The sequence below is a fragment of the Pseudomonas sp. MIACH genome (assembly GCF_001269925.1).
Lineage (GTDB): Bacteria > Pseudomonadota > Gammaproteobacteria > Pseudomonadales > Pseudomonadaceae > Aquipseudomonas.
The window spans coordinates 1-7,066 of the sequence record NZ_LHVO01000068.1; the positions used below are offsets into that span (position 1 = coordinate 1).

Annotated in this window: 2 protein-coding genes; both read right to left on the reverse strand. The window is 64.1% G+C overall.

All coding sequences use genetic code 11. The features are described from left to right. Positions 1 to 1,498 (reverse strand): condensation domain-containing protein (locus AD670_RS29795; RefSeq protein ID WP_256243961.1); only part of this gene is annotated, 1,498 nt, incomplete at its 3' end. 3 nt (positions 1,499 to 1,501) lie between these two features. Next, positions 1,502 to 7,066 (reverse strand): non-ribosomal peptide synthetase (locus tag AD670_RS29800; protein WP_156338347.1); only part of this gene is annotated, 5,565 nt, incomplete at its 5' end.

The window sequence follows — 7,066 nt, forward strand, 5'->3', positions numbered from 1 at the left end:
CCGCCGCGCCGTGGTTCCAGTCGTCCAGCAACTGGCGCTGTTCTGCGTCGGCCAGCATCGCCATTTGCTCGATACGTAGCTGCACATCGCTGGCGACCACGCTGCGCAACACGGCTTGCCAGTGCTGCGCCATGCGCTCGACGGTGGCGGCTTCAAAGAGGTCGGTGGCGTAGGTCCACGAGGCCCAAAGTCCTTGAGCGGTTTCCTCGGTGTCGAGGCTCAAATCGAACTGTGTACTCTGCTCTTCGCTGGTCAATGGCTGCACCGCCAGGCCCGGCAATTGTTGCTCGCCCGCCGATTGGCGCGCCTGTGCCTGGTGATTGAACATCACCTGGAACAGCGGGTTATGGCTCAGGCTGCGTTCGGGTTGCAGCGCCTCGACCAGTTGTTCGAACGGCAGGTCCTGGTGGCTCTGGGCCTCCAGCGAGCGCTGTTTGACCTGGACCAGCAACTGGCTGAAAGTCATCTGGCCGTCAATCTCAGCCTTGAGTACCTGGGTATTGACGAAGAAGCCGATCAGGCCTTCAGTCTCGGCGCGGTTGCGGTTGGCGTTCGGCACACCGACGCGAATATCGGATTGGCCGCTGTAGCGGTACAGCAACGTCTGGAACGAGGCCAGCAACAGCATGAACAAGGTCACGCCTTCGCGCTGCGCAAGGGCCTTGAGGCTGGCGACCAGGGCCGGCTCCAGCGCAACGTCATGGCGCGCGCCACGGTAACTTTGCCGAGCCGGGCGCGGGTGATCCAACGGCAGCTCCAATACGGGTTGGGTGCCGCCCAATTGTTCGCGCCAATAGCCGAGCTGGCGCGCTTTCTCTCCGGCTTCCATCCAACTGCGCTGCCACAGGGCATAGTCCGCATACTGAATCGACAGCGGCGCCAACTGACACTCAAGGCCCTGGCTGAAAGCCGCGTAGAACTGCATCAGCTCCTGCACCATGACGCCCATCGACCAGCCGTCCGAGACGATATGGTGTTGCACCAGCACCAGCACATGTTCGTCTTCGCTCAGGCGCAACAGGCTCAAGCGCAACAAAGGACCGTGCAGCAGATCGAACGGCCGCGTGATTTCCGCCTGCACGCGGGCCTGCAACTGCGCCTCGTCCACCGCGCTTTCGAGCAGTTCGATGTGGGCCTGCTCCAGCACCACCTGGGAGCGGTTTTCACCCTCCAGGTTCAGACGTGTGCGCAAGCTTTCGTGGCGCGCCAGCAGGCTGTCGAAACTGCGCTGCAACGCGGCCTTGTCCAGGCTGCCGGTCAGGCGCAGGACGCCGGGAATATGATAGGCGGCGCTGTCCGGGTCCAGTTGCCAGAGGAACCACTGGCGCTCCTGGGCATACGACAGCGGCACGGCCTGGCCGGCCTCGCGGACCGAGACGATCGGCAACTGGGCGAAGCTCATGCCCCGGCTTTGCAGGCGCTGGTAAAACTGTTGGCGTTGTTCCAGAGGCAGGCGAAGAAAGCGCGAGACCAGATCAGTATTAGGGTTGGAAAGCATGGTTCAAATCGCCTCTAGTTCGCTCAAAAAGTCACGAAGATCATCAAAATCTTCCGCAGTGCCGGCGCGGAAGGTGGCAGCGGCCTGGACATAGGCGCGCAGCGTTTCGGTCTGGAACACTTCCACCAGCGGCACTTCCAGGCCCAGTTCGGCCTGGACCCTGGAGGTGATCTGGATGGCCAGCAGGGAGTGGCCGCCCACCTCGAAGAAGTTGTCGTTCATGCCCACACGCGGCAGGCGCAGCACGTCGGCCCAGATCGTGGCGACCTGCTGTTCCAGTTCGGTTTCGGGAGCCACATAGGCCTGTTGCATCAGACTCGCATCCGGCTCGGGCAGGCCCTTGCGGTCGAGTTTGCCGTTGGGGGTCAGCGGCATTTGCGCCAGGAATATGAAGTGCGCCGGGACCATGTAATCCGGCAGGCGGGCTTTCAGACCACGCCTGAGGGTGTCGCGAAACCCGGCTTCGTCGGCCAGGCCGGCGTGCGCCGGTACGACGTACGCCACCAGTTGCTTGCCGGTCGGGCCGTCCTGGGCCACCACCACGGTTTCACCAACGCTGTCCTGTTCGCGCAGGCGCGCTTCGATTTCGCCCAGCTCAATACGGAAACCGCGGATCTTCACCTGATGGTCGACACGACCGAGGTAATCCACCACCCCATCCGGGCGGCCTCGGGTCAGGTCGCCGCTGCGGTACACACGGCTGCCGGGTTTGCCGAACGGGTCGGGCACAAAGCGCTCGGCGGTCAGTGCCGGACGTTCCAGGTAACCTCGGGCCACGCCCTCGCCGCCCAGGTACAACTCGCCGGCGACGCCGATGGGTTGCAGGTTGAGTTGCGCATCCAGCACGTAGCCGCTGCGGTTGCCCAGCAACGTGCCGATTGGCGCGTAGACGGCGCCGCAAGGATCGCCTCGGCGGGCTTTCCACAGCAGCGGCGTGACCACAGTTTCAGTCGGGCCGTAGCCGTTGAACAGGTAGGTCGGCTTGAGCGCGCGCCAGGCCAGGTCGTAGCTGGCCTGCGCCACGGCATCGCCGCCAAAGCAGTAGACCCGCACCGCCGGTGGATTGCCGTCACGCTCGGCATGCTCGGCGAGCTGTTGCAGGTACACCGGCGGGAATACCGCCATGGTCACGTTGTGGCGGTGCATCTGTTCGTAGGTGTACTCGGGCAGCCACAGGCTGTCGTCACGGATCAGCACGCTGGCGCCGTTGATCAGCGGGTGCATCCAGCCTTCGTGGGAACCGTCGAAGGCGAATGACATGAAGTGCAGTTCGCAATCGGCAGGACTGGTTTCGTAGCGCTCGCCAGTGGCAATGATGTGCGCCACCAACGGACCATGGGCGACCGCCACGCCTTTAGGCATGCCGGTGGAACCGGAGGTGTAGATCACGTAGGCGAGGTTGTCGCCGTGCAGGTTGACCTGAGGCGCAGTGTCGCTGTAGTCGGCCCAGGCCTCGGTGCTATCGATGGCCAGCGTCTGCATGCCTTCGGGTACCGGCAGTTGCGGCAACGCGCGGGTGTGGCTCAGCAGCAATTGGGCGCGGCTGTCCTGCATCATGTACAGCAGGCGATCACGCGGGTATTCGATATCCAGCGGCACATAGACGCCACCGGCCTTGAGCACCGCGAGGAACGCCACCAGACTTTCGGCGCTGCGCGGCATGGCGATGGCCACGCGCACTTCGGGGCCGATGCCACGGGCGATCAAGGCATGGGCCAGGCGGTTGGCCTGGCGGTCCAGCTCGCCATAGCTCAGGGTTTGTGTGTCGAACTTCACCGCCACGGCAGCGGGATTTTCCCGCGCACGGTCGGCCACCCGTTCGTGCACCAGGCGCTCGGCGCTGAAGCCGGCGTCGGTCTGGTTCCACAGCGCAAGGATGTGCTGCTGCTCGTCCTGGTCCAGCAGGTTCAACTGGCTGATGGACTGCTGTTGATCGGCAACCATCGCCTGCAACAGGTTCTGCCAATGGCGCGCCATGCGCTCGATGGTGGGGGCTTCAAACAGATCGGTGCTGTAACCCAGGGAGGCCCAGAGTCCCTCACGACTGTCGTGAGCGTCCAGGTCAAGGTCGAAGTGCGCCGTGCGGGTTTCCCAGCTCATGTGCTCGAAGCGCAGCTGCGCGAGTGCCGGCGCATCAACGGCCGGCCCATCGGCCTGGTAGTTGAACATCACCTGGAACAGCGGGTTGAGGCTCAGGCTGCGTTCCGGTTGCAACGCTTCCACCAGTTGCTCAAACGGCAGGTCCTGATGGGCCTGGGCCTCCAAGGCGCGCTGTTTGACCTGCGCCAGCAACTCGCCGACCGTGGTGTGCCCGTCGATCTCGGCCTTGAGCACCTGGGTGTTGACGAAAAAGCCGATCAGGCGCTCGGTCTCGATGCGGTTGCGGTTGGCAATCGGCACGCCAACGCGGATGTCCTGCTGCCCGCTGTAGCGGTGCAACAGGGTCTGGAATGACGCCAGCAACAGCATGAACATCGTCACGCCCTGGGCTTGTGCCAAGGCTTTGAGACCGGCGCTCAGCGACGCCGGCAGCAGCAGTTCCAGGCGTGCACCGCGATGGCTTTGGTGGGCCGGACGCTGGTGATCGAACGGCAGCTCAAGGACTGGCTGCTCCCCGCCCAGCAGGTCGCGCCAGTAGCTCAGTTGCCGCTGCTTCTCCCCGGCGTCCATCCAGTCGCGTTGCCACAGCGCGTAGTCGGCGTACTGGATCGGCATGCTCGGCAATTGCGGACTCTGACCCTGGCTGTAGGCGGCGTAGAGCTGCACCAGCTCATCGACCATCACCTGCATCGACCAGCCATCGGAGACGATATGGTGCTGCACCAGCACCAGTACATGCTCATCCGCCGCCAGGCGCAGCACAGTGACGCGCAGCAACGGACCCCGCTGCAGATCGAACAGTTGGGCGATTTCGGCTTCGACCCGCGCCTGCACATGGGCCTCGTCCACCTCGGCGAACGTAATAGACAGCGGGGCCGGCGCTTGAATGACTTGCACCGCGCCCTCGTCCTCCTGCTGCACCAAGGTGCGCAAGCTTTCATGGCGCGCAACCAGGGTGTCGAAACTGCGCTGCAAGGCGTCGACATCGAGTTGGCCGCGCAGGCGCAAGGCGCTGGGGATATGGTACGCGGCGCTGTCGGGGTCCAGTTGCCAGAGGAACCATTGGCGTTCCTGGGCATACGACAGCCGCAATGGCTGATCACGCCCTACCGCCTGTATCGGCGGTGCCGACGGCACGGCGTGCGCGCCATCCGCAAGCACACTGGCGACAAAGCCTTGCAGGCGTGGCTGCTCGAACAGGCTGCGCAAGGGCACGTCACGGCCCAGCAACTGACGCAACTGCGAGATGACTTGCATCGCCAGCAACGAGTGCCCGCCCATCTCAAAGAAATGGTCCGTCAAGCCCACTCGCTCAGCCCCGAGGATCTTGGCCCAGACGGCCGCCACCTGCTGCTCAAGCTCAGTCACCGGCGCGACCCAGGCCTGCTGCAACTGGCTGGCTTCGGGTTTCGGCAGGGCCTGGCGGTCGAGCTTGCCGTTGGGGTTGAGCGGCATGCGTTCCAGGAACATCAAGTGCGCGGGCACCATGTAATCCGGCAGTTGCTCGCGCAGCACGCCTTTGAGCGCATCGGCATCCTGCGGGTCGGCCACCAGGTAGGCGATCAGTTGGTTATCGACAGCCAGTACCAGGGTTTCACGCACGCCTTCCTGGGCCAGCAACAGCGCTTCGATTTCGCCCAGTTCAATGCGGAAACCGCGAATTTTTACCTGATGGTCCACCCGCCCGACGTATTCGATAACCCCGTCAGCGCGGTAACGCGCAAGGTCGCCGCTGCGGTACAGGCGCTCGCCGGTCGCGCCAAAGGGGTCCGGCACAAAGCGCTCGGCGGTCAGCAACGGACGGTTCAGATAAGCGCGGGCCAGGCCGCACCGGCTGCCGATATACAGCTCGCCCACCGCGCCCAATGGCGCCAGGTTCAGGTCGCGATCCAGCACATACAGCGCACGCCCCGGCAGCGAGCGGCCAATCGGGCTGGCGGTGGCGCCGATCACCTCGGCACCGTTCGTGCAGTCCAGTACGCTCGACACCACGGTGGCTTCGGTAGGGCCGTAAGTGTTGAGCAAGCGCACATGGCCGAGGCCGGCTTTCAGCCATTGCGCCGGGCCATCGAGCGGCATCGCTTCGCCGCCAATATGCACCTGGCGCAGCGCGCCATAAGCACGCGGTCCCGCTGCCAGGCAATCGAGCAGGAACAGGTTCCAATAGGCCGTCGGCAAGTCGGCCAGGGTAATCCCCTGGCGGATGATTTCGGCGTACAGCCGCCCGCTGTCCCACAACTCGGCACCGCGCAAGACCACGGTGGCGCCATGGGTCAGGGCCGGATAAAGCTGCTCGACGAAGCCGTCGAAGTTCAGGGTCGCAAATTGCAGCACGCGATCATCGGGGCTCAGGCGCGAGTACGCGGCGGCGATGCTGGAGAATTCGGTCAGCGCGCGATGGTTGATCGCCACGCCTTTGGGTTTACCGGTGGAACCGGAGGTGTAGATCACATACGCGAGGTTGTGCGGGTCCACGGCGACGTGCGGATTATCCTGCGCACAGCGCTGCAACGCCTCTTCAGCGCGGTCAATATCCAACCGCGCGACGTCCGCTGACAACGCTAATGCCTGCCCGGAGTGGCACAGCACCAGCCGCACATTGCTGTCCTGCACCATGTGCAACAGGCGTTCGCGCGAGTATTGCGGGTCGAGCGGCACATACGCGCCACCGGCCTTGAGAATCGCCAACAGGCTGACGACCATGGCAAACGAGCGCTCGACCGCGACGCCGACCATCACCTCGGGACCGACGCCCTGGCCGATCAGGTAATGGGCCAGGCGGTTGGCCTGCTGATTCAGTTCGGCATAGGTAAGCGACTGCTCGTCGAGGCACAGCGCGATAGCGTGCGGCCGTTGCTGCGCCTGGGCCTCAAACAGCCCCTGTACGCCGACGATGCTTTCAAACGCCGCCGCGCCGTGGTTCCAGTCGTCCAGCAACTGGCGCTGTTCTGCGTCGGCCAGCATCGCCATTTGCTCGATACGTAGCTGCACATCGCTGGCGACCACGCTGCGCAACACGGCTTGCCAGTGCTGCGCCATGCGCTCGACGGTGGCGGCTTCAAAGAGGTCGGTGGCGTAGGTCCACGAGGCCCAAAGTCCTTGAGCGGTTTCCTCGGTGTCGAGGCTCAAATCGAACTGTGTACTCTGCTCTTCGCTGGTCAATGGCTGCACCGCCAGGCCCGGCAATTGTTGCTCGCCCGCCGATTGGCGCGCCTGTGCCTGGTGATTGAACATCACCTGGAACAGCGGGTTATGGCTCAGGCTGCGTTCGGGTTGCAGCGCCTCGACCAGTTGTTCGAACGGCAGGTCCTGGTGGCTCTGGGCCTCCAGCGAGCGCTGTTTGACCTGGACCAGCAACTGGCTGAAAGTCATCTGGCCGTCAATCTCAGCCTTGAGTACCTGGGTATTGACGAAGAAGCCGATCAGGCCTTCAGTCTCGGCGCGGTTGCGGTTGGCGTTCGGCACACC